The sequence below is a fragment of the Vibrio sp. D404a genome (assembly GCF_030248535.1).
Taxonomy (GTDB): Bacteria; Pseudomonadota; Gammaproteobacteria; order Enterobacterales; family Vibrionaceae; genus Vibrio.
This window is the reverse complement of record NZ_JAHGAJ010000019.1, coordinates 271,789-292,877: the sequence shown is the minus strand read 5'-3', so window position 1 is coordinate 292,877 and position 21,089 is coordinate 271,789. Positions and strand designations below refer to the sequence as shown.

At 46.4% G+C, this 21,089-nt stretch carries 20 protein-coding genes; 12 read left to right on the top strand and 8 right to left on the bottom strand.

All coding sequences use genetic code 11. The annotated features are described in order from the left end of the window. Nucleotides 1-37: 37 nt before the first annotated feature. The 6 genes from KI655_RS12965 to KI655_RS12940 all read left to right on the top strand — a co-directional run bounded on the left by KI655_RS12965 (nt 38) and on the right by KI655_RS12940 (nt 9,373). Nucleotides 38-1,432: a TolC family protein gene (locus KI655_RS12965; RefSeq protein ID WP_285405559.1), complete on the top strand. Its 1,395-nt coding sequence runs from the start codon at nt 38-40 to the stop codon at nt 1,430-1,432. Next, nucleotides 1,429-2,685 carry an efflux RND transporter periplasmic adaptor subunit gene (locus KI655_RS12960; RefSeq protein WP_285405557.1) on the top strand — a complete coding sequence of 419 codons (1,257 nt, stop codon included), beginning with the start codon at nt 1,429-1,431 and terminating at the stop codon, nt 2,683-2,685. The genes KI655_RS12965 and KI655_RS12960 overlap by 4 nt, the downstream gene beginning before the upstream one ends. Nucleotide 2,686: 1 nt before the next feature. Beyond that, nucleotides 2,687-5,878: an efflux RND transporter permease subunit gene (locus tag KI655_RS12955; RefSeq protein WP_285405555.1), complete on the top strand. Its 3,192-nt coding sequence runs from the start codon at nt 2,687-2,689 to the stop codon at nt 5,876-5,878. 62 nt (nt 5,879-5,940) lie between these two features. After that, the gene (locus KI655_RS12950) at nt 5,941-6,627 is read left to right on the top strand and encodes a response regulator transcription factor (protein WP_285405553.1); all 687 of its coding nucleotides are present in this window, start codon (nt 5,941-5,943) and stop codon (nt 6,625-6,627) included. Further along, entirely contained in the window at nt 6,628-7,893 is a 1,266-nt protein-coding gene (locus KI655_RS12945; protein ID WP_285405551.1) for a HAMP domain-containing sensor histidine kinase, read from the top strand. Nucleotides 7,894-8,080: 187 nt separating this feature from the next. Then, the gene (locus tag KI655_RS12940) at nt 8,081-9,373 is read left to right on the top strand and encodes an alpha/beta fold hydrolase (protein WP_285405549.1); all 1,293 of its coding nucleotides are present in this window, start codon (nt 8,081-8,083) and stop codon (nt 9,371-9,373) included. A gap of 130 nt (nt 9,374-9,503) precedes the next feature. On the opposite strand, the gene KI655_RS12935 is transcribed toward KI655_RS12940, so the two are convergent. From KI655_RS12935 to KI655_RS12915, 5 genes are all read right to left on the bottom strand, one after another. Beyond that, nucleotides 9,504-9,722 carry a PAS factor family protein gene (locus tag KI655_RS12935; protein ID WP_285405547.1) on the bottom strand — a complete coding sequence of 73 codons (219 nt, stop codon included), beginning with the start codon at nt 9,720-9,722 and terminating at the stop codon, nt 9,504-9,506. Between the two features lie 204 nt (nt 9,723-9,926). Further along, a complete protein-coding gene (locus KI655_RS12930; RefSeq protein WP_285405545.1) occupies nt 9,927-12,083 on the bottom strand; it encodes a c-type cytochrome in 2,157 nt (718 codons plus the stop codon). Next, entirely contained in the window at nt 12,080-12,694 is a 615-nt protein-coding gene (locus tag KI655_RS12925) for a cbb3-type cytochrome c oxidase subunit II (protein ID WP_285405705.1), read from the bottom strand. The genes KI655_RS12930 and KI655_RS12925 overlap by 4 nt, the downstream gene beginning before the upstream one ends. After that, nucleotides 12,695-14,104, bottom strand: a complete 1,410-nt coding sequence (gene ccoN, locus KI655_RS12920; protein WP_285405543.1) for a cytochrome-c oxidase, cbb3-type subunit I — start codon at nt 14,102-14,104, stop codon at nt 12,695-12,697. Nucleotides 14,105-14,122: 18 nt separating this feature from the next. Then, nucleotides 14,123-14,479 carry a cytochrome c gene (locus KI655_RS12915; protein ID WP_285405541.1) on the bottom strand — a complete coding sequence of 119 codons (357 nt, stop codon included), beginning with the start codon at nt 14,477-14,479 and terminating at the stop codon, nt 14,123-14,125. A 329-nt stretch (nt 14,480-14,808) separates the two neighbouring features. Here KI655_RS12915 and KI655_RS12910 point away from each other — a divergent pair, with 329 nt between their 5' ends. The 6 genes from KI655_RS12910 (at nt 14,809) to KI655_RS12885 (ending at nt 17,918) form a co-directional block, all read left to right on the top strand. Next, complete coding sequence (locus tag KI655_RS12910; RefSeq protein WP_285405539.1) at nt 14,809-15,564, top strand: nitroreductase family protein; 756 nt, start codon at nt 14,809-14,811, stop codon at nt 15,562-15,564. Between the two features lie 117 nt (nt 15,565-15,681). Further along, entirely contained in the window at nt 15,682-15,996 is a 315-nt protein-coding gene (locus KI655_RS12905; RefSeq protein WP_285405537.1) for a cupin domain-containing protein, read from the top strand. 34 nt (nt 15,997-16,030) lie between these two features. After that, nucleotides 16,031-16,246 carry a hypothetical protein gene (locus tag KI655_RS12900; RefSeq protein WP_285405535.1) on the top strand — a complete coding sequence of 72 codons (216 nt, stop codon included), beginning with the start codon at nt 16,031-16,033 and terminating at the stop codon, nt 16,244-16,246. 68 nt (nt 16,247-16,314) lie between these two features. Beyond that, a complete protein-coding gene (locus tag KI655_RS12895) occupies nt 16,315-16,779 on the top strand; it encodes a GNAT family N-acetyltransferase (RefSeq protein WP_285405533.1) in 465 nt (154 codons plus the stop codon). A gap of 131 nt (nt 16,780-16,910) precedes the next feature. Beyond that, the gene (locus KI655_RS12890) at nt 16,911-17,645 is read left to right on the top strand and encodes a Crp/Fnr family transcriptional regulator (protein WP_285405531.1); all 735 of its coding nucleotides are present in this window, start codon (nt 16,911-16,913) and stop codon (nt 17,643-17,645) included. A 123-nt stretch (nt 17,646-17,768) separates the two neighbouring features. Further along, nucleotides 17,769-17,918 carry a hypothetical protein gene (locus KI655_RS12885; RefSeq protein WP_285405529.1) on the top strand — a complete coding sequence of 50 codons (150 nt, stop codon included), beginning with the start codon at nt 17,769-17,771 and terminating at the stop codon, nt 17,916-17,918. Between the two features lie 117 nt (nt 17,919-18,035). Here the strand turns inward: KI655_RS12885 and KI655_RS12880 are convergent, their stop codons facing one another. From KI655_RS12880 to KI655_RS12870, 3 genes are all read right to left on the bottom strand, one after another. Further along, a complete protein-coding gene (locus tag KI655_RS12880) occupies nt 18,036-18,710 on the bottom strand; it encodes a DUF2057 family protein (protein ID WP_285405527.1) in 675 nt (224 codons plus the stop codon). A 157-nt stretch (nt 18,711-18,867) separates the two neighbouring features. Further along, nucleotides 18,868-19,029 (bottom strand): hypothetical protein, encoded by a 162-nt coding sequence (locus tag KI655_RS12875; protein ID WP_285405525.1) that lies wholly within the window; start codon nt 19,027-19,029, stop codon nt 18,868-18,870. Nucleotides 19,030-19,150: 121 nt separating this feature from the next. Then, a complete protein-coding gene (locus KI655_RS12870; RefSeq protein ID WP_285405524.1) occupies nt 19,151-21,088 on the bottom strand; it encodes a response regulator in 1,938 nt (645 codons plus the stop codon). Between the last annotated feature and the right edge of the window lies 1 nt (nt 21,089).

Here is a 21,089-nt window from a genome sequence, read left to right as displayed (position 1 = left end):
CTTTATCTTTGGCGCATCTAAGTGGGAGAGAGCGCCAATGACGTTTCGATATTCAGTGCTTGCGATAATGTTATCCGGTCTTATGGGTTGTGCGACAACCGGTGAGACGGACTTTTCATCACAAGCCACACAGCAACAAAATGAGTCTATTCAGCAACTGCTTGAACGAGTAGAAGCCAATGAAAATAGCCAAGTAGAGCAGCAAACCAACCTTATTACCGATCTGGTTAATGTACCGGAGCTGGATACGTATTTATCAACGGCTATGAGCAATAACCCGAGCCTTCAGCAGAGTATTGTGGCGCTGAAAATTGCTTATGCCAATGAGGGCGTGAGCTTTGCTGATCAACTACCAACGGTTAACGCTAACGTGTCGGGTGAGAAAACAGAAGGCAGCGAAGAGAGCTATACCGCCGATGTGACGGTGAGCTGGGAGCTGGACTTGTGGCAGCGATTAGCAGATGTCACAGCAGCTTCTCGTAAAGACGTTGCCGCAACTCAAGCGAGCCTACAAAACGCGACTAACCTTTTAGCTGCAAACATTATGCGTGGCTGGCTTGAAATCAGTGTGAACCAACAGCTGTTAGAGGTTGAGGAGCGACGTTTAGCGATCCTCGAAAACAATGAAACGCTGGTTTTAGATCGCTATCAAGTTGGGTTAGGAACGCTAGAAGAGCTCGACAATGCCAAAACCAGCACAGCTTCTACTCGCGCTACTGTCGCTCAGTATCAAGAAAACCTAGCACAGAGCAAACGAAGCCTATTGCTGCTAACAGGCGAGCTGAATACCAATGTCACTGACGTCAATGTCGCGCAAGCATTTCCTGAAGTCTTAAATCCACTTGAAAGTATGTCGGTTCAAAACCTAGCAGGTCGTCCAGATCTGCAACAAGCCTTCTTCAATATTGAAGCCGAGAGTCTGCGAACTGACGCCGCTTATAAAGCGATGCTTCCGTCGTTTAGCCTCTCTGCGAGCTTAAAAGATATGGCTGAAACACCGAGTGAAGCGCTGTTTACTAATCCCTTGTGGAGCGCTCTTGGTCAAGTGTCTGCCCCTTTGTTTCAAGGCGGTCGTCTAAAAGCGACGGCAGAGATTGCAGAGCTTACTACCGAACAAAGCTACTGGGCGTATCAAGAGACCTTGCTGACAGCGGTCAACGAGGTGGAAAACGCTATAGGCCAAGAGAGTTCATTGGCTCAGCAACAAACTCACTTAAAGGCCTCGCTAACCAGCGCGAAACGCAGCGTGGTCAGCTATGAAGAGAAATACCGACAAGGGCTGGTGGATATTTTTGACCTACTCACAGTTCAGCAGCAAGCCTACGATGTCGAGTCTCAGCTAACTAGCACCACTTACCAACGTTTACTTAACCGAATTGATTTAGGCTTAGCTCTGGGCCTAGGTGTTGAAAATCTAGGGAATAAAGCATGAAAAACACATTAAAAAAGAATGCGATTTCACTCGCTATCACCTTAGCGGCAGCAGGTTCAATCTTTGCTGTAGTGGCATACAACGGCAGCCAGATAGCACAAGCTGCGCAGGCCAAGCCAAATCAAAAAACGGAACAGGTTGCAGATAAAGCAACACACAACCTTGCTCTGCCACAGGTGGGTGTTCAAGTGACCGATGCGGGCAGCTATCGAGCGCAGGTAGTGGGCTATGGTGAGACTAAGCCTAGATACGAACTTACGTTTGCGAGTGAAGTAAGCGGCCGCGTTGAGTGGCTTTCAAATACGTTTGATGCAGGTTCAACGGTTAAACAGGGTGAGCTTTTAGCAAGATTGGATGCGATCGCATACGAACAAGCGGTCGCACAAGCCAAATCTGATGTTGCAACAGCGAACCAAGAGTTATTGGAAGAGCAAAGGCAGGGTGAGCAAGCTCGCTCTGAGTGGGCTCGTTCCGGACTATCCGGTGAGCCAAGCTCGCCTCTGGTTTTACGTGAACCGCAGTTAGCCAGCGCACAAGCTAAGTTAGACAACGCCAAGCAAGCTCTGATTAAAGCTCAGGAAGATCTAGCCAACACTGAGATTCGCGCGCCTTTCGATAGCGTCGTGGTCAGCCGTGATATTCAGCCAGGCAGCTACCTCAATGCGGGTGGTGGTGTGGCTACGCTATACAGCATTGATCGCATCGAGGTAGAGATTCCCTTGTCTGAAAATCAGTGGGCAAACCTTCCGAAGTTTGACCAACAGGCAGCATGGAGTGCAACCATTACCGACAGTACAGGCAGTGTTGAGTGGAAAGCCAAAGTAGAGCGCAGTTACCAATATGTAGCCCAAGAGACGCGTCAACGCTCGATCGTATTAGTGGTTGAGAATCCGCTTGAGCAAGAACACCCGCTATTTCCCGGTACTTTTGTTACTGCCACCATTGAAGGCACAGAAGTCGACAATGTTTGGCAGTTGCCTGCTTCGGCGCTCTCACAGCAAGGCGAAGTTTGGACGGTCGATGAGCATGGTCTATTGGCAAAAGAAGCGGCAATCACTCTGTTTGAGCGTCAGCAGCACATCTATGTTCAACCAACTCAATCACAAGACGCTGTGCAAGTGGTGATGCGTCCGTTGAGTAACTTCAAGGTAGGCATGAAGGTTCAACCGACAACAACGGAAACGTCAAACGTTGCTCAAAACGCGGCGAATGACCAGCAAGCTTCAGTACTAGCGGAATCAGAGGAAGGGTAATATGAGTGACCAAACCAACTCGAGTCGTAAAGATACTCAAGCTAAGACATCGAGCTACCAGCTTAAAGGCATCATTGCTTGGTTCGCACAAAACTCAGTCGCCGCTAACCTATTGATGCTTGGTGTGATTCTTGTTGGCTTGTTCTCTGTGAACAATCTGCGTAAAGAGGCGTTTCCGAGCCTTGAACCGGACATTGTCACCGTGTCGGTCACTTACGACAGTGGTGATCCCGTTCAAGCCGAAGAGGGGATCGCAATAAAGATCGAAGAGGCTTTAGAGACGGTCTCAGGTATAAAACATATTACGTCGACTTCAGACGCGTCGGGCAGTCATGTTTCCATTGAAAAAGAGACGAACTACAGCCTTGATACACTGTTGGATGACGTGAAAACCAAGGTTGACGCGATCAATAACCTACCAGCCGAAGCGGACAACCCAGTGATTGATAAAGCGCGAATGCAAGAGCACGCGCTGTGGGTTCAGCTGTATGGCGATACCGACCGCGCGACCTTACAGGATTTAGCCGAGCAGCTAAAAGCAGACTTATTGAGTCAAAGCCAGATTCGCGATTTAGAGATAAAAGCTAAGATTGACCCGATGATCTCTGTTGAGGTTAATGAGGCAAAACTGCAAGCTTATAGCCTCACGCTGACGGATGTCTCTAACGCGATTAATGCTGAGTCTTCCACCAGTATCGCAACCAGTCTGCGTAACGGCGATAAGACGGTTCGATTGAAGGTGTCAGAGCAGGCTTACGACATCGAAGATTTCCGTGCCATTCCGATTCTCACCACGACTAATGGTAGCCAAGTGGTGCTGGGCGATATCGCTGAGGTCAGTGATGTGTTTGAAGAGGACACATTCAGCTTATCTCGCTACAACCAGCACAACTCAATGGGCATCCAGATCGTGATGGATGAGTATAGTGATGTCATCAGTATTGTTGAGCAGGCAGAGCAGGTTGTTGAAACGTGGAAAAGCAGCAACTTACTGCCAGAAAATGTAGAGATTGAAAGCTGGTATGACAAGAGTACTATGATCAAAGAACGCCTATCTCTGCTAGCAAAAAATGCACTGACGGGTATTGCTCTGGTCTTCATCGTACTGGCGTTGTTTCTGAATATTCGCGTTGCCTTTTGGGTTGCAGCGAGCCTGCCATTTGTTTTCTGCGGCACACTCTTTTTCATGACCGACTCGTTCATGGGGCTCACCATTAATGAGATGACCACGTTTGGTTTTATTATGGCACTGGGTATCGTGGTCGATGACGCGGTTGTGGTCGGGGAAAGTATCTATTCCACCCGTCGCGCGGAAGGTGACTCGTTAAAGAGCACTATTGTTGGCACGCATAAGGTTGCAGCGCCGACCATCTTTGGTGTTTTGACTACCGTTGTGGCTTTCGTATCAATTGCGATGGTGGACGGAAAAATGGGTCAGATCTACGCTCAGTTTGGTACTGTTGTCGCGGTCTGCTTGTTGCTGTCACTGGTGGAGTCAAAGCTGATCCTGCCTTCACACTTGGCACATGTGAACACGCAGCGCAGTGATAAAAAAGGCATCTGGAATCGAATTCAACAGGGCGCAGACAATGGTCTAGAGTGGATTAATCATCGAGTGTACAAGCGTGCGATCAAGCAGGCGCTTAACTTCCGATATGCCGTTGTACTTAGTTTTATCGCCTTGTTTATCTTTGTGATTGGTATGCCATTTACTGGTGCGGTTCGTGTTGCCTTCTTCCCTGACATTGCAGGGGATACAGTGACAGCAGAAATCAGCATGTATAACGACAGCAGTTTTGGTCAAACTCAAACCAACCTATTGATATTAGAGTCTAACGCGCTAGAAGTGGACAAACAGCTTCGACTGACCCACGGCGGTGAAGAGTCTGCTATCTCAAGTGTTCAAATCATTGCTGAGGAAGACAAATCAGGCAAGGTGACCGTTGAGTTAGACGATGACGCGTCATACAGCTCAGACGAATTCGCAGAGGTTTGGCTGGCTAACTCAGGTCAGATGGAAGGGGTGAAGAAGCTAAAGGTTCTCTCTATGATGGAGATGGTCGACGCCTTCAAAGCTGAACTAAAAGCCAACGATGAAGATCTTCTTAACGAAGCGGCGAACAAACTCAAGGCCGAACTACAAACCATCGCTGGTGTGAGCGGAATCGACGACAACCTAGATCTGGGGGAACCTCAATATCGCTTCGAGTTAACGGAACAAGGCCGTGCGTTAGGCATGGATACCTCGACTTTGGCTCAACAAGTTCTGCAATCTTTTGGTGGTGATATTGTACAGCGCTTTCAGCGTGGTAAGGATGAAGTGAAGGTCAGAGTGCGTTATCCAGAGGAAGATCGCCAAACTTTAGCGGATATCTCAGCTTCGAAAGTGCGAACGCCGGATGGCACCGTGGTTCCTTTAACCACTGTCGCTAACGTTTATTCAGACTATCAGCAGTCTGAGATAACACGCATTGATAACCAACGTGCGGTTTACATTACTGCAGTGGTAGACAAAGGTAAAATTGCTTCGAACGAATTGGTCGCGCAGCTACAAAAAAGCGTGGTTAAGGAGCTTCAAGCGGACTACCCAACGGTGAAAATCGATTTTACTGGTGAGGCAGAGCAGCAACAGGAATCGACGGATTCAATGCAGTCTACCTTTGTACTGGCTTTGATTATGATCTTTGCGTTATTGGCGATTCCTTTGAAATCGTATGTGCAGCCGTTGATCATCATGGTCGCGATTCCTTTTGGTATCGTCGGGGCGATTTTAGGGCATTGGCTTAATGATCTGACGCTCAGCATCTTATCGCTCAATGGTATCTTGGCCCTGAGTGGCGTGGTGGTGAATGACAGCTTGCTGCTAGTGTCACGATTCAATGAACTGGTAAAAGACAAGTCGTTGAGTGTTAAAGAAGCGATTCAACAGGCGTGTACGGGTCGATTACGTGCGGTACTACTAACATCGATCACCACTTTTGCAGGTTTAGCACCGCTTCTGAGTGAAACGTCGATGCAGGCTCAGTTCTTAATACCTGCCGCTGCGGCGCTTGGGTACGGCATTTTGTTTGCAACCGTGATCACCTTAGTTCTAACGCCGTCGCTGCTGTTGATTCAAAATGATGTCAATGCTTTGATTAGTAAGGTAAAGCGTCGTATTTTTAAACAAGAACAACAGCTAGAATTAGCTTAGGCATTCATATAAACCTAGCCTCGCAATGATCTTGCGGGGCTTTACCGGATAAGGATTCGAGAATGGCGGACAACCTGCAACTGTTACTGGTCGAAGATGACCTCGACTTGGCAAAAGCCATCATCGATTACCTAGCGCTTGAGGATATCAGTTGCGATCACGCAGCCAACGGTTTGTCTGGCTATCACCTCATTGAAACACATCACTACGATGTCGTGATTTTAGATCTGAACTTGCCAAAGCTTAATGGTTTGGAAGTGTGCGAAAAGATCCGAGCTCAAGGCATCGATGTGCCCATCTTAATGCTGACCGCACGTGACACGCTCGACGATAAACTCACCGGCTTCTCAAAAGGGGCGGATGACTATCTAATTAAGCCGTTCGCAATGGAAGAGTTGATCGTTCGAGCTCAGGTGTTGTCGCGACGTCGCAGTGGGCAAGTGGGTAAACTTACTATTGAAGATGTAGAGTTGGATATTCAAGACAAGAGGGCCACGCGTGCAGGGAAAGCTCTCAAGCTCTCGCCGACAGGTATTAAGCTACTCGAATGTATGATGCGCGAGAGCCCAAATACAGTTTCGAGAGAAAAACTGATGCAAGCGGTGTGGGGCGATGAACAACCTGATAGCAACAGTTTAAAGGTCCACATGTTTAACCTAAGAAAAGCGGTTGATGGTGGCAACGACATTAAGCTGATTCAAACGGTTCCGGGACATGGCTTCGCGTTTAAATTGGGCGAGGGTGCTTAGATGAAGATCAGGCCAAGTATCCGTATTTACTTTCTTGTGGCGATGCTGTTTGTTGGCAGTGCCACCATTGGTGTGTTGACCGTAACCAGTGTTCACTACTTCTTCGCCGGGCTTGATACCGCAATGACAGAGTTTATGCGCGGACAAGCCAGTGAGCTTCCACTTGGTGAAAATGACGAGCCGGTTCAGTTTGATGACCTGACAATCGCGGCTAAGTGGGAAGATTTACCGATAGAGATTCAACAAAACCTTAACCCTGATGAATTGATCCCCAATGAACTGCTGAAACGAATCGATGGCGTACCTATCATATCTGAGCCAGAGGCGGGCTACTTTGCCATGAAAGTTGTGGTGGATGACAAAGTTCGTTATATCTCTTTGTTGCTCAAGAAGATGGAAATGAACGAGAAATTTGAAAGTGAACCACCCCCGTTTATCTACATCATTTTTACTGGGTTGGGTGCTATTGTATTTTTCTTTGTCGCGTTAATTTTGGTGCAACGCAAAATCTCGTCACCCGTTGAGCAGTTAAAGGATTGGGCTAAATCTTTGGATAAAGAACAACTGACTCAACCTGTGCCCAACTTTCACTACAGTGAGCTAAACGATCTGGCAGAGTTAGTTCAGTCGAGCCTTAGTTCGGTACAAGAGAGCCTAGAACGAGAGCAACGCTTCCTTGGGTATGCCAGTCATGAGTTAAGGACGCCAATTGCGGTGACACGCACCAATTCTGAGTTACTGCGTAAAATGATCATCAAACAACTTCCTGCCGAAAAACAGTTGGAGGTTCTCGATCGCATAGAACGTGCTGGCTATACCATGACGGATTTAACTGAAACTCTGTTGTGGTTGAATCGCCAAGAGGGGAAATCGTTACCAAGCCACGCTATTGCCGTGGGCGAACGGGTAAAACAGATTACCGACGAGCTAGATTACTTGCTTCAAGGTAAGTGCGTTGATGTGACGATTAATGTCGATGAAAACACGCTCGAACTTCCAGAAGGCTTGTATCGTATCGTGGTGTCTAACTTGATTCGAAATGCCTTCCAGCATACAGACAATGGTCAGGTTAGCATTACTCAATCGGGCAGTAAGCTCTCTATTATCAACCGTAATAACGAGCCTAAGGTCGGTCACGACGATTTGGGCTTTGGATTGGGTTTGGAGTTGACTCAACGACTCATCGCTCAATATGGTTGGTTCTATCAAACTCAACAGTCGCCAATGGGGTGGCAGGTTGAAGTCGTGTTTGAAAGCGCAGCCTAAGTATTGGTTGAAAGACCAGCCTAAGTATCGGTAGATAAAAGATTTTACCAAAAGTAACGATTTACAGTTTCCTATAGGGTGACTTACGAGTATCTTGAAGCCTTGAGCTGGATTAAGCTCGAACTCTAATATAATGATAAACAATCAGTTACAGATAAGTACTCAGTTACAGATAAAGGATATTTGCGTGCAGGCACAATTTATTGATGGAACGACTCTATATCGTCAACACAATTTTCAACTTCCTCTCGATTATCAGAACCCTCAAGGGCAGCAAATACAGGTGTTTGCTCGTGAGCTGGTGGATCTAGCCAAAGACCAACAAGATCTACCTTGGTTAGTGTATTTTCAGGGCGGCCCTGGTTTCCCATCACCAAGAATGAGTGGTGAGTCGGGTTGGGTGAAACGTGCCTTACAACAATATCGTGTTTTGCTGCTTGATCAGCGCGGCACAGGTAACAGCTCGGTGATCAGTCACCAAACATTGGCGCACCTTGAGCCACAGCAACAAGCCGATTACCTAAGCCATTTCCGTGCTGACAATATCGTACGAGACGCAGAAGCGATTCGTGAGCAACTAGGCGTCAAGCAATGGGCGACCATCGGACAGAGCTTCGGTGGCTTCTGTACCCTGACGTATCTGTCTCTATTCCCTCAAAGTTTATTGCGTAGTTATGTTACTGGCGGCATCCCATCGATTGAGCGTGAAGCTGACGATGTATACCGAGCGACATACAAGCGAGTTGAGGACAAGAACAAAGCCTTCTTTGCTCAATTCCCTCAAGCGCAAACCCTGTGTCGTGAGATTGCCGATCATCTCTTAACTAATGAAGTGCGACTACCAAATGGTCAAATCTTCACTGTTGAGCAGTTCCAACTGGTCGGTATTAACCTAGGTGGTGGTGAAGCTAATCTGCCAATGTACTTCACATTGGAAAATGCTTTTGTTGATGTAGCAGGTGAGAAGCAGTTGAGCTACAGCTTCCTTAACCAGATGCAGCAAGAGCAGGCGTATCTGACCAATCCAATCTACGCAATTTTGCATGAATCGATTTATTGTCAAGGTACGGCATCACAATGGTCTGCTCATCGAGTACGTCAGGAATATCCGCACTTTAACTATAAAGCTGGTGATGAGTTCTGGTTTACGGGAGAGATGGTGTACCCGTGGATGTTTGATCAGCTAGAAACATTAAAACCATTGAAAGAAGCGGCAAATCTGCTGGCTGAAAAATCGGATTGGGGTAGCTTGTATGCACCAAAACAGTTGAGTGAAAACAGTGTGCCGATGGCTTGCGCGGTCTACGCGGATGATATGTACGTTGAGCTCGACTACAGCCGTGAAACGTTAGCCAAGATCCCAAGCTCAAAAGCATGGATCACCAACGAGTACGAACACAATGGGATTAGAGCGGATGGTGAGCGCATCCTTGGTAAATTGATGACGATGGTTGAATCGATCGAGAACTTACCAAAATAACCATTAAACGTTTCGGTGACTTATTGAACCATGAAAAACGCTGCTAATTTCAGCAGCGTTTTTTTCATTCCGTTAGGGGGAAAGCTTTTGGGGGAAGAGTCGGCGTTTATTGTAATTAATTTTAAATGATTTATTCGCCTACGATCTTACAAGCTGACAGTACCGCATTGTCTAAATCTGTCAGTTTACCCGCACCTGCTGGGCCTAAAACACTGGTATACAGCGCAGTTTGTTGCTCAAACGTCAGACCTAACTGATTGTATAAATCTTGACGAATTTGAGCCAATTGCTGTGGCTCGGCAGACGATAGACCTTCAAGGGTGTTGTAAATGAGGGTGGATTTATCCATAAACTGTCCTTAGTACATTTGTTAAAAATAAAAACATTATGCACTCTGTGTAGTATTGTTTCTGAGATTCCGATCGCAATATGTGTTAAATATTCGTTAGCTTTAGTGATTGATCTCTAATGAATAATGACTCAATAATGTAAAAAAGAGACCTGAAACAGGTCTCTTTGGTGGATGATTGTTCTTCTGAGGCAATAAATCGCGCTATTTGATGTGTATATTGTTGTCTCGTCTATCATACATATCAGGCGTTGTGTGCAGCCCTCCGGCGTAGCCTGCCGCTTCTAATGTCTCTCGAACTTCTCTTACATACTCAGGCGTGACAGGGTCATGTCGATCCCCTAATTTCTTACGAACGAAGGTGATGAGTTCTGCCAAGCTCTGGTCCGAGAGCACTTCTTCAAAACTCGCCATAGGCATAAAGTTTCTATCCTTATCGAGGTAGGTCGGCTGCAAACCGCGCACTGTGACTGCAACGGTGTTAAATGGATCACTGTGCATGATAATCCCGTTATTGAGCAGTGTCGGAGCGATAGGGTCACGGCCCTTACCGTCTTCCCCATGACAAGCCCCACATGTTTGACGATAGGTGACATAGATATCAGATTGATATGCTTCCTCATCAAAACCTTTTGGTTGAAGTTGCACGGCGTCAGGTGCGATAAAGTTGTTGGTATCGCCTTGAAGTAGGTAGTAAGACATCGACTCGATATCTTCGCGGGTCATCAGGCTCAGACTATTCTTAACCACATCTGCCATACCCGCGAAAGCGGTCCCTTTATCTGAATGCCCAGTGTGGAGGAAGTCGGTCAGTGTTTTCTCATCCCACCCATCAATGAAAAGCTCATTCGCCGTAATATCTGGCGCGTTCCAACCATCGATTAGGTTACCTTGGAAAATGCGCTCAGGAATCAAGGCTTGGGCGATGTTTCTCGGGGTGTGGCATTCAGAGCAGTGGCCAAGACCAGCGACCCAGTACTTACCTTGCTGCCATTTCTCTACATCGTCGACGCTCTCTTTAAGCGCTTCTGGCACTTGGTAATCGATAGGATCTGTGTCCATAAAGACAATGTTCCAACCTAGCAACCCAAGACGAATGTTGGATGGGAACATCATGCTGTTGTCATCATTACGACGAGACACCGCTGGGATGGACTGCATGTACTCCCATAGATCAACCATGTCTTGGTCAGTTAGGTATTGGTAAGAAGTGTAGGGCATTGCAGGGTAGAGGTATCCGGCTTTGCCTTTCCCTTTCACTAACGCATCACGGAAATTGTCGAAGTCGTAGCGACCAATACCTTCACTGGCGTGAGGGGTGATGTTAGTGGAGTAAACCGTGCCAAACGGCGTCACGAATGGAAGACCTCCGGCAAAGGGTTCACCCCCTTCAGCACTGTGGCAGGCGACGCAGTCCCCAGCGTGAGCAAGATATTCACCTCTCTCAACCGATTCTGCTTTTAAGGCTGCTAACCTGTCTACTTCTTCTTGCTCGGAATAGCGAATGTATGCACCTAGGGCAAGAATTTCGTTATCAGTAAGTTGTCCTTCAAAGGCGGGCATCAAGTTGTTGAGACCGTAATTTATCGTGTGTTCAATCTCTTCAATACTCCCTCCGTGAAGCCAGATACTGTCTGAGAGATCCGGAACCCCTGTTGCTGGGTTCGCTACGGTACCATCAGCATGACAAGAGGCACAGTTGGTTATGAAGAGCGTTTTCCCTAGATCGACTTTAACCTGCGGAACATCGGTGTGACGCTGATTCAGAGACGCAAGGTAGTACGACATCTTAGAAATTTCGTCTGGGCGAAGGATCTCACTCCAACCCGGCATCGCGCCATTTCTTCCCTTGGCAATAGAATGAATGATGGCGTTATCATCACCCCCATATAACCACTCTTGATCGATTAGGTTTGGAAAATGCTTCTGACCTTGGGCATTGTCTCTGTGACAGGCTGCGCAGTGCGTCTGGAATAAGATTCTGCCGCTGGCGACAATTTCAGGGATAGCCGCTAGGGTGTTTAAGTCCTTTTGAGTCTGGCCTCGCATTTGTTGGTCTAGCGACGTAGTAGGAGAGCTAAGCTTGTCGTCGCTTTGTTGCCAATCGACGAGCCCTTGCCATTCGCCCATGCCCGGATACAGAACCAAGTAACCCGCAGATATGGAAAAGGCGATGGCATAGCTCACAAACAGTAGTTTGGGCGGCGGAGCATCCTTCTCTTCGATATTGTCAAAGGTTCCGACGGTATGGTCATGATCAGCTTGATGATTGCTGCGCCAGTACTTGACCACAACCGCAACCATTAAAACAAAGAAAACAAGGGTGCAGATAATGGCCCATAAGTTCCAGAATGTACTCATGGCGATACCTCCTGTGCTGTATCTTGACCGAGGCTTTGTAGATAGCGAATCAAGGCTTCAGCTTTGGTTTTCCCTCGGACTTGCAGTCGCGCTTCACTGATCTCGCTATCTGTGTACGGCACGCCTAATGCTCTGAGCGTTAACATCTTGTCGCCTATGTCATCGCCAGAAAGGGTTTGTTCGAATAACCAAGGGTAAGCGGGCATGATCGAGGTCGGCACCACTTGTCTTGGATCGATGAGATGGATGACGTGCCATTGATCCGAGTATTTTCGCCCTAGGTTAGTGAGATCGGGACCGGTACGTTTTGAGCCCCAAAGATTTGGGAACTCGTAGATGTCGTCCGCTTCTTGATTGGCTCGACCGTTGCGTTTTACCTCTGGATCAAGTGGGCGCACCATCTGTGTATGACAGACGTGACATCCCTCGCTGATGTAGATATCGCGACCTGCCAGTTGCAGTGCGGTCAGTGGTTTTGCCAAACTGCCTTCGGCGATATCATCGGTACGCACGATGTTGGGAACCACCCAAACCAGTAGCGAAAAGGAGGCAACCACCACGGTTGTAAGGATCAAAATCCAAACCGATTGAGTGAAGTCTTTACTCATAATCTATGCCTCCTTTGCTACAAGCGTGTTCGGCATTCGAACGGTCTTGTAAAGGTTGACCGCCATCAGCAGCAGCCCAAGAACAAACAGTGCACCACCGAAAAAGCGTAAGAATAACCAAGGCGCTTTGAAGTCCATAGCTTGAATGAAGCTATAAACCAGCTCGCCATTTTCGTTCTGAGTCAGCCACATGTAGCCTTCACCAATACCCGCCACCCAGAGAGCGATGGCGTATAGGGCGACCCCCGCATGTGCGAGCCAAAAGTGCCACTTGAGTAGCCTTGGAGACCATAACTCGGTTTTATTCCACAGTCGGGGTATGAAGTAGTAGAAGACGGCGATACCAGACATGGCTACCCAACCCAAAGCCCCAGAGTGAACGTGGCCAATCACCCATTCGGTATTGTGAGCCAGCATATTGAACCATCGTATCGCGAGTAGCGGTCCTTCAAACGTGGCTAAGCAGTAGTAGAGAATGGCAGAGAAGAAGAACAAAAGGATGTAGTCGTTTTTGAGCTTTTCTTTGTTTTGCAGCAGCGTCATGGCGCTGTTAAAGGCGCCCGCCCAAGAAGGAAGCCACAAAATGAGTGACATCACGATACCGATGTTTTGAACCCAAACAGGTACGGAAGAGTAGATGAGATGGTGGGTACCTGCCCATGTGTAAAAGCCAACTAAACCCCAGAAGTGGATCACCGACAAACGGTAAGAGTAGATTGGTCTGTCGGCAGCTTTAGGGATGAAGTAGTAGTTCATGCCGATAATACCGGCGGTGAGCAAGAACCCAACGGCATTGTGTCCCCACCACCATTGAACTATCGCATCTTGAGCCCCAGCGAATACTGAATAGGACTTCATGGCAGAGACAGGCATGGCGAGATTATTGATAATGAAGATCATCGCAATCACGATAATGAACGCGGCAAAAAACCAGTTCGCCACAAAGATATGACCAACCTTGCGTTTGGCTATGGTGCCGAAAAATAGCACTGCATAAAGAACCCAAACCAAGACAATCAAGAGGTCAATCGGCCATTCGAGTTCCGCATACTCCTTGGAAGTGGTATAGCCAGCAGGCAGGGTAACTAAGGCGAGTAGTAGAACGAGTTGCCAACCCCAAAATACCATCCAAGCCAAACTCTTATTAAATAGAGCACAATGTCCAGTGCGCTGTGCGATGTAGAGCGATGTCCCCATCAAAATGTTGACCACAAAGCCATAAATGACACCAGAGGTGTGAAGCGGGCGTAATCGACCAAACTGAAAATACTGCGAGTCGAAGTTTAGAACAGGCCAATAAAGCTGCGCTGCGAGAATGACGCCAATCACCATGCCTAAGATGGCCCAAATAAAAGACGCAAGGATGAAGTACTTAACAACCTTCACACTGTATTGCGTTGTCACGTTATCCATAACAAGCTCCCGCTGAGGTTATTTTTCAATGCCGAGTTGTGAGTAGAAGTAGGAAATATCTTCAATATCTTGATCGGAGAGTGCGTCGGCCTGTTGTTGCATTAGTACGGCTAGGCCGCTGGTACGCTCGCGTGTTTGATAATCTTTGAGTGACGAGATCAGATAGCCCATCTTCTGCCCGCGCAAATTTGGGTACGGGTCTTGAGTTGATATGCCATCCTCGCCGTGGCAAGTCATGCAAACTTTGGCTTTCTGTTTGCCAATCTCGAACTGCTCATCATTAGCGGTCGCTTGGGCGAGAGGGAAAAGGGCGGTTGCTAAAATCAGAGAGGTGAGTACGGTTTTCGGTGTCCATCGATCTTGAATTAAGCTCATCACTGTTTCCTTGGAAGTGTGAAGTCGTATCGCTAAGTGGCCAATTCTCAGCTGCCAAGCAGCACAATCGCGTTGTAATCTGCCTTTGGGTTCAACAATTGCAGTTAATAAAGACTATGCAGAGTTCAGTAGAAGCGCTATCCGAATTCTGTATTTAATATTATTTTTCTCATTAGTACGTAAGGGTGACGTGATTTGGATTAGTACAAGCAAAAGAAAAATAAAGGAAATGGGCTTGGAATTAGAGTTGCAGGTCTATTTGTATTCAGTATGATCTGGACTTTGCCCTTTGAGCGCTCCTTATGAGCCAACCTATTTGTGAGTAAGACATGTCTACAGAAGCCTCTTCTTCAACGTTAAATTCATCTTCTTCATCGTTTGAAAACATCGTCAATTCACGACGTTCAGTCAGAAAGTATGACGCGGATGCAGAGTTTAATCATGATGATGTCGCCCATGCATTAGAGTTGACTACGCTCAGCCCAAACAGCAGCAACATGCAGATGTGGGAGTTTCATCGTGTCGTAAGCTCAGAGAAACGTGAGCGTCTCGCTGAGTACTGCATGGGTCAGAATGCAGCGAAGACAGCCAATGAACTGGTTGTATTTGTGGCGACCACCCACAACTGGAAAGAGCGTGCACAACGCAACGCGCAGAAAGTACGAGAGGCGTTTGAAGGTCGTGAAGATGCCGCAGCGAAACGCGCACTTAAATACTACGAAACATTGATCCCTATGGTGTACAACAATGATGCTCTAGGTATTCGTGGTGTAGTGCGAAAGATCTATAGCTGGTGGCTAGGCCGCAACAAGCCTATGGTACGAGAAGTGAGTAAAAGTGATGTGCGTGTCTGCTTGCACAAAAGCGTCTCTCTGGCCGCAATGACCTTTATGTATGCGATGCGCGAAAAAGGTTACGACACCTGTCCAATGGAAGGCTTTGACTCAAAACGAGTGAAGGCACTGCTTGGTCTGCGTGATAGCGACCAAATAACCATGATCGTAAGTTGTGGCGTAAGAACGGATGAAGGTATTTACGGCGATCGTCAAAGAGTAGAACTTGAAACGGTAATCAAAAGTCACTAATACCGAGCAAAGGTGAACTCGCTTAACTCACGACTTCTGCTGGTAAACAAGGCATCATCAAAGTGGCCGACATATTTTGATTTATGTTGGTCAGCATCGACAATTCATGGAGAGCTTATGTCGAACCTATTTTCAAACATCCCGAAAGATATCCCCAACGAGATATTTGAAGACATCATTACGACTTCAAACGTACGAATTGAACGCATCGTGTCTAAAGGTCAAAGCTCCCCAGAGAGCAGTTGGTATGACCAAGATGAAAATGAGTGGGTGTTGGTATTGAGCGGACAAGGTGTGCTTGGCTTTGAACACGGATCACAGGTTATTTTAAACCCCGGCGATTACATCAATATCGAAGCGCACCAAAAGCATAAAGTGTTGCGCACGGCGAGTGATGAACCGACAGTCTGGCTTGCTATTTTCTATCACTAGATTGAACGCAGTGTGACAAACGAGAGGCGACCGTATGTTTCTTTATTTTAATGTTTATGGGCAGAAGATGTCGATTCAACGCAAACACGATGAGTGGTTATTGTTTAAAGAGTCCGATACTTCAATGCGTGCTCGTGTTTACGATGTGGTGATTCCGAGCGAACTTCAAGAGTCGGAGCTAGCAACCTATTTGGCGGATATTTATCACGAGTCGGCGAGAGTGGGGCATTCGGATGTCGTGCAGCTGTAATTGACCCCAAAGCTACAATTGAGCCAAAAGCTATAATTGACTCAGAAGTTACGTAAGGGATTAACAAGATGAAGATAAGAGATTATCGAACTGAAGACGCGCCACAATTATGGTCGCTGTTTTTTAATACCATCAGAAAGATCAATGTTCGCCACTATAGCCAAGCTCAAGTCGAGGCTTGGGCACCGTCTGAGTTTTCAATGGAGGTGTGGCACTCCAAATTGGAGAAACTAAAGCCCTTTGTTGCGGAGTTAGATGGTGTAGTTGTGGGTTATACAGACCTTCAAGAAAGCGGTTTGATCGATCATTTCTTTTGCCATCACGACTATCAAGGGATGGGCGTTGGCCGCCAACTCATGACTCATATATTGAATTTAGCAGAGCAACGCCAGTTAGAGCGTGTGTTTTCCGAGGTTAGTATTACCGCGCGCCCCTTCTACGAGCACTTTGGGTTCATTGTTGTGAAAGAACAAACCATTGAAGTGAGAGGTCAAACTCTGAATAACTTTATCATGGAGAAGAGATTCGTTTAATCCCGCCACGATTCTGAGGGCCAATATTTTGCAGTAGATTTACGGTTGTTGCTAACGGTGGAGGTTGCTAGTTTTCGCACTCAGCGCTTCGGTGCTGGATGAATGACTTCGTTGCTTCTTAGGAGCCTACCGTGATAGATGCGTATCTTTTTGACCAGATCAATTGGCCGTGTGAGCTTTCAAACTCAGTACTCGAAAAGCTAAGACGTATCGCCATACTCAAGCATGGAATCGATGCTCTAGAAATCACAAAAAGATACCAAAATATCCCAGGTGTTTATTACATCATGAAGGGCTCCGCTGGCCTTTGTTTCTCGACCGAGAACATGAGTAATATGGTTGGTGGTGTTGTGGGGTGTGGTGATTGGATTGGTGCACTTGCCATCTACAAGGATTACCAGCTTTTCGCGATAGCAGAGGAAGTCGCCCCGGTAACCATGATTCACTTTCCTCGCTCGAAGGTTCAGCAACTTGCAGAGCAAGAGCCTGAAGTTTTTAAGTGGCTACTTCATTGCGCCACAAAGATCCATTCAGTGTGGATGCAGGCATTTTTAACTTCCATTCATGAGAAAGAGCAAAAGACCATTTATGTTCTGTTAGAGCTTGCGGCGCGCCAACATGCTAGTAGTGAAAACGTCATGAGAATTGATGTTTCCCAGAGCCAACTCAGTAGTATCACAGGTATATCGCGCCCGCGGTTGAATGAAGTTCTGAAGAATCTAGAAAAAGTTAATGGCATTACGACCCATCGGGGCAGGGTGATAATTTCTGACTTTGATGTGCTGTACCAGCGCATTTCACCAATGAACTTAATGTTGCGGAACCCTTCCGATGTAAATACTCAGTGCTGCATGAATTGTAAATAATATTTATATCAGCAATTACTGTTTTATGTTCTTTTTGGAACAGACTCATACATAGGCTTGTTATAACGTTTGTATTCCATAAATGGATTTACAAAATCAAGAGTTATTATAAAAGGGGCAAAAATGAGAATGTCTGTATTGGAATATAAGATCTGTGGTATCGGTGTGTGGATAAAGGCGACAGTGTCACAGCGTTGCGCTTACATGCTCGCGTTAGAGTATGAACGATTAGGGTGGCCAACAAGGATTGATGGCGAAATTAGAGATGTATAGAAAAGGAAAAGCTGGTACCAAACCAGCTTTTCTATTTTGAAGCTTTTTCTATTGTGAACCTTTTTCTGTTGTAAACCCTAGCTAAGTGCACTTTTGAACATCACGCACTTATTATGGCTACTTATTCACAAACTCTTTGAAGCGCTGCTTAGTCGCGTCGTCGGCTTTCTCGTACCAAAAGTAAAGCATCTCTTCTGCTGTGTTGTCTGACGCTTTTACATTTGCAGGCAGGGTAACCGGCTGAACGGGTGTGTTTGCCGCTGCCGCATTAACAGTGGCTATAGAAGCTGCACTTGTTGTCGCAGCCAGTGCCGCAACGCCACCTTCCTTATTGTAGTTAGCCGATTCTGTTGGGTAATTTCGACCAATCTGCATACCTTTCTTCACTAAGGTATCTTCTTTAACAGCGACCGTCTGTTGGTCTGAGTCAACCAAGCTCCATTGAAGATCCTTCATGCCTTCTTTTGCCGCACTGACATTACGAAACTTAGGCATATTGAATGTCAGTGTCGTGTTGCTTGCATCGAAGGTTGCGATGATGGTGTCACTGTCGATGAACTCGCGATCGTTACCTTGATCGAAAGCGACTTGATATTGGAATACGATCTGATTTTGACCATCAGGAAGTGTCATCGTTTTGTGCGATGAGAAAAGTCCACCATCGAGGTCTGGTTTACTTTCATTGACGGCTAAGATGTCCACACTAGATGGGACTTTAATTTCAACGTCTGCAGAAGCGAAAGGAGCCGCTAACATTGCAGAGATTAAGGCAATCTTTTGTGTCGTTTTCATAATAGGGCAAGTTGTTTGGGAAGAAGAATTTACAATCGCATGCAAGCGCGCTGAGTTCAAGCGATGTCTCTGAATTTTAGAAGATTTTGCGGAATTTTAACGTAACTGAAATAAATGAGTGATGAGTGACCGAACGGCTAGCCACTCACTGTTACGGTTATTCTAGATAGAAGTAACCGTTATCCTTTTTACAAATCGGAATCTCCATATTACCCACGTAATCACCGTTGACATAGCACGGGACATAGGGCGTTGCCAAAGAGGAGGCGAACGTCATAGCAGGTGCAAGAGCAAAGAGAGCAATAATTATGTATTTCATCTTGTGTCCTTAAGTCTGAAGTACAATTTGCGCTGAGGAATAGCCTCTGCATGAGCTTTAAAAATAGACCAAATAATAGAATTGTCAATTTGTGATTTTGCTCTATTCATATCTTGATTTTTTAAGCTACGCCTTTGTTATTTAGGCTATTTTCTACGTTGCTGTTAGAGCTTGTTAACAAAGACAAAGCTTCAAGTAGTGTTTCTTTCTTAACTGGCTTGTAGATAACATCGGTTGCACCCACCTCAATGAATTGTGCTCGAACTTGGGGTGATAAATCGGCAGTACAAGCAATGACCTTGCTGGCAATCTTAAGTTGGTTCAGCAAGTTATCCGTAGCATCTAAGCCCGTCATATTAGGCATATGATGATCCATTAGAATGATGTCATATTGCTTTTCTTTGGCCATTTCAACAGCCTTCACACCGTCTTCTGCGTGGTCGATCTTTTCATAGCCCAGCTTATTAAGCAGTTTTGCCAACACGATATAGTTAACCTTGTTGTCTTCTGCTATCAGGATTTGGGCCTCATTGCCTGTTTGTGTCTGTGTCTGTTGCGGAGCTTTTGTAGCATCTTGTGTAGGAGGGTGGGACTCGACGATTGTTATCGGCAGCTGGAGATCTATCTGAGTGTGACCGCATTTTGATAGCGCGTAGCTTATGTCTCCTGTAACTGCTCGCAGTACTTTTTCAATCACTTTATAACCGGTGTGGATGCTTTGATCTAATGTGTCGGCATTGGTCGCTGTTGTGCCATTTAACGATAGCTGCTTGGTGATGATTCCGTTGTCTTCAAAAGTAAAGCAAACGAGCAGAAGTTGATCCTGATTGTTTGCAGATACTTGGTTGCTGGCTGACAGACCACTTTCAAAGCGCAGCTTTCCACCTTGCAATTGAGACACAGCACTGAGTGCAAAAAAGTCGATAATGGTGTCAATTAAGCTTTCATCCAGCATGGCTTGGCAGTGATCGGGCAGGGAGATTTTAGGTTCCAATGTTAAACCGTTGCCGTGAGCTAACCCCTCGATGACCTCTTTTTTATGGAGTATATAGCTTGAGATATTGTGTCGCTGTGGGTGTGGTGTAATTTCTTCGTTATCTAGATGAGCGAGTTTAATCACGTAATTAAGCGATGCTTGGAGTAGACGACTAGACTGTGCGACCTGCTTGCCCAATTTCTGTGCGGCGTCTAACTCTTCGCTGAGCATGACTTTCTGCGCCAGTTTGTCGAGATCTTGTGTAGGTTTGGTTAACTCACTTGAAATTAGGTGCATTAACTGAGTTTTCGCTTGAGTGGCTAGATTGGCTTGAGTCACTTTGGCTTCTAGCGCTTGTTCGAGCTGTTTCTGTTTAGTGATGTCTCTTTGTATACATACAAGGTGTTCAAATTTTTCATCGTTGAAAATGGGTTTCACAGACAGCTCTACCCAATATGGATGGCCGCTTTTATGATAGTGCTCAATCTGGCTTTCTATTGCATGTTGGTGTTCGATTGCTTCTGATACACGCTTGACTTCGGTGATGTCTGTGTTCTTGCCTTGCAGTAGGCGGCTAATATTCTTCCCTTTAGCATCATGTAAGCTATACCCAAACAGTTGGCTGAATGAGGCGTTGATCGAACAGATATTCCCATCTCTGTCAATGATAGCGATGGAGTCGGTTGTGTAATCACTCGCATTACTGAGTGCGGTATCAAGGTCGGTGGACTCTTCAAGAGAGGGTGTGCGATCGGCTTGGCTTCGTTTCATTACTTGAATGGAAGCAAAGGTAACGATCCAAATCGCGTATAGGGTGATAAGACGATTGAATACGGCAAACCAGGCATCATTACCCAAAGGCGAGAAAAAATAACCAACGACTGTGAGTACGGTACAAAGCATCGCCCAAATCAGCGTGAAATCCGGCTTTCGTTGAATCAAAGAGAGTGCGATGACGGTAACATAGGGAACCGCCATAGCAATACCTAGGGGTAAGTGAACATCAACAGCAAAAACAATGGTTGCAATTAAAGCAAGGTAAACGCTCAAGCTCGAATCGCTAATATTGACACTCCATTTCATC